The 3,311-nt window shown below is 56.8% G+C and carries 1 rRNA gene; it reads left to right on the plus strand.

The window, feature by feature from the left end:
* Nucleotides 1-212 precede the first annotated feature (212 nt).
* Nucleotides 213-3,310 (plus strand): 23S ribosomal RNA (locus tag ACYQ78_RS39165).
* Nucleotide 3,311 lies beyond the last annotated feature (1 nt).

Raw genomic sequence — 3,311 nt, forward strand, 5'->3', positions numbered from 1 at the left:
GAGCACACTGTTGGGTCCTGAGGAAACGGACCGTCTCAACCGGGCTGCCGCCTCCGTGTGGTGGCCTTGTTGTTGAGCGCCGGGCGTTTGCCTCTGGATTAACTGCGGGATCTTCCTCCGTCATACCGCGCTCTGTTGAGTGGTTTGGTGGCGGCGTGTGAATGATCGCTGTTTGTTGTTTGTGAATTGCATAGTGGACGCGAGCATCTTGTGGCCAAGTTTTTTAGGGCACACGGTGGATGCCTTGGCATCAGGAGCCGATGAAGGACGTGGGAGGCTGCGTTAAGCCTCGGGGAGTCGCCAACCAGACGTTGATCCGGGGATGTCCGAATGGGGAAACCTAGCACCAGTCATGTGGTGTTGCCTCCGCCTGAATGTATAGGGCGGTTGGTGGTAACGCGGGGAAGTGAAACATCTCAGTACCCGTAGGAAGAGAAAACAAGAGTGATTCCGTGAGTAGTGGTGAGCGAAAGCGGATGAGGCTAAACCGTATGCGTGTGATAGCCGGCGGGCGTTGCGTATGCGGGGTCGTGGGACCTTCTGGTGGTTGCTGCCGCAGCCACGGCAAGTAAGAAACCATCGAAATAGTCGAAGTGCCTGGGAAGGCACGCCGTAGACCGTGAGAGCCGGGTAGGCGAAATTTCGTTGGCTTGTTGAGGGGATCCCAAGTAGCACGGGGCTCGAGAAATCCTGTGTGAATCTGCCAGGACCACCTGGTAAGCCTAAATACTCCCTGATGACCGATAGTGAACTAGTACCGTGAGGGAAAGGTGAAAAGCGCCCCGGTGAGGGGTCGTGAAATAGTACCTGAAACCGTGTGCCTACAAGCCGTAGGAGCGTAGACAAGCTTGCTTGTCTGTGATGTGACTGCGTGCCTTTTGAAGAATGAGCCTGCGAGTTATGGTGTGTGGCGAGGTTAACCCGTGTGGGGGAGCCGTAGGGAAACCGAGTCTGAATAGGGCGTTGAGTCGCATGCTGTAGACCCGAAGCGGGGTGATCTACGCATGGGCAGGTTGAAGCGCGGGTAAGACCGCGTGGAGGACCGAACCCACCAGGGTTGAAAACCTGGGGGATGATCTGTGTGTAGGGGTGAAAGGCCAATCAAACTCCGTGATAGCTGGTTCTCCCCGAAATGCATTTAGGTGCAGCGTTGCGTGTTTCTTGCCGGAGGTAGAGCACTGGATGGCCGATGGGCCCGACAAGGTTACTGACGTCAGCCAAACTCCGAATGCCGGTAAGTGAGAGCGCAGCAGTGAGACTGCGGGCGATAAGGTTCGTAGTCGAGAGGGAAACAGCCCAGATCACCGACTAAGGCCCCTAAGCGTGTGCTAAGTGGGAAAGGATGTGGAGTCGCAGAGACAACCAGGAGGTTGGCTTAGAAGCAGCCACCCTTGAAAGAGTGCGTAATAGCTCACTGGTCAAGTGATTCCGCGCCGACAATGTAGCGGGGCTCAAGTACACCGCCGAAGTCGTGGCATTCGCGTTCTGCGCGGATGGGTAGGGGAGCGTCGTGTCGCCGGCGAAGCAGCAGAGTGATCTAGTTGTGGAGGCGACGCGAGTGAGAATGCAGGCATGAGTAGCGAATCAGAAGTGAGAAACTTCTGCGCCGGATGACCAAGGGTTCCTGGGGCAGGCTAATCCGCCCAGGGTAAGTCGGGGCCTAAGGCGAGGCCGACAGGCGTAGTCGATGGATAACGGGTTGATATTCCCGTACCCGCTGTGATGCGCCCATATCGAGGCCAGTGATACTAACAGTCCTTACCCACCTGTGATCCTTCGGGAGAGCGGGCTGGGGAACGCTGGACCTGATCTGGTAGTAGGTAAGCGATGGGGTGACGCAGGAAGGTAGCCCATCCCGGGCGACGGTTGTCCCGGGGTAAGCATGTAGGACGAGAGATAGGCAAATCCGTCTCTCATTAAGTCTGAGGTGTGATGCCGAGCCGATTGTGGCGAAGTGGGTGATCCTATGCTGCCAAGAAAAGCCTCTAGTGAGTGTTGTGGCGGCCCGTACCCTAAACCGACTCAGGTGGTCAGGTAGAGAATACTAAGGCGTTCGGGTGAACTGTGGTTAAGGAACTCGGCAAATTGCCCCCGTAACTTCGGGAGAAGGGGGGCCTCTGCTGGTGATGAGTCTTGCACTCTGAGCTGGTGGGGGTCGCAGTGGCCAGGGGGAAGCGACTGTTTACTAAAAACACAGGTCCGTGCTAAGTCGTAAGACGATGTATACGGACTGACGCCTGCCCGGTGCCGGAACGTTAAGGGGACCGCTTAGCGACGTAAGTCGCGAAGGTGAGAACTTAAGCGCCGGTAAACGGCGGTGGTAACTATAACCATCCTAAGGTAGCGAAATTCCTTGTCGGGTAAGTTCCGACCTGCACGAATGGCGTAACGACTTCCCCGCTGTCTCAACCACAGACCCGGTGAAATTGCACTACGAGTAAAGATGCTCGTTTCGCGCAGCAGGACGGAAAGACCCCGGGACCTTCACTACAGCTTGACATTGGTGTTTGGAACGGTTTGTGTAGGATAGGTGGGAGACTGGGAAGCTGTCACGCTAGTGATGGTGGAGTCATTGGTGAAATACCACTCTGATCGTTTTGGATGTCTAACCCGCGCCCGTGAATCCGGGTGGGGGACAGTGTCTGGTGGGTAGTTTAACTGGGGCGGTTGCCTCCTAAAGAGTAACGGAGGCGCCCAAAGGTTCCCTCAGCCTGGTTGGCAATCAGGTGTCGAGTGTAAGTGCACAAGGGAGCTTGACTGTGAGACCGACGGGTCGAGCAGGAGCGAAAGCTGGGACTAGTGATCCGGCACCGACGTGTGGAAGTGGTGTCGCTCAACGGCTAAAAGGTACCCCGGGGATAACAGGCTGATCTTCCCCAAGAGTCCATATCGACGGGATGGTTTGGCACCTCGATGTCGGCTCGTCGCATCCTGGGGCTGGAGTAGGTCCCAAGGGTTGGGCTGTTCGCCCATTAAAGCGGTACGCGAGCTGGGTTTAGAACGTCGCGAGACAGTTCGGTCCCTATCCGCTGCGCGCGCAGGAGACTTGAAAGAGGCTGTCCCTAGTACGAGAGGACCGGGACGGACGAACCTCTGGTGTGCCAGTTGTTCCGCCAGGAGCATGGCTGGTTGGCTACGTTCGGAAGGGATAACCGCTGAAAGCATCTAAGCGGGAAGCTCGTCTTGAGATGAGGTCTCCCACCCAGAAGTGGGGTAAGGCCCCCGGTAGACGACCGGGTTGATAGGCCGGGAGTGGAAGCGCGGTAACGTGTGGAGCTGACCGGTACTAATAGGCCGAGGACTTGACCATA

Source organism: Herbidospora sp. RD11066 (genome assembly GCF_054661255.1).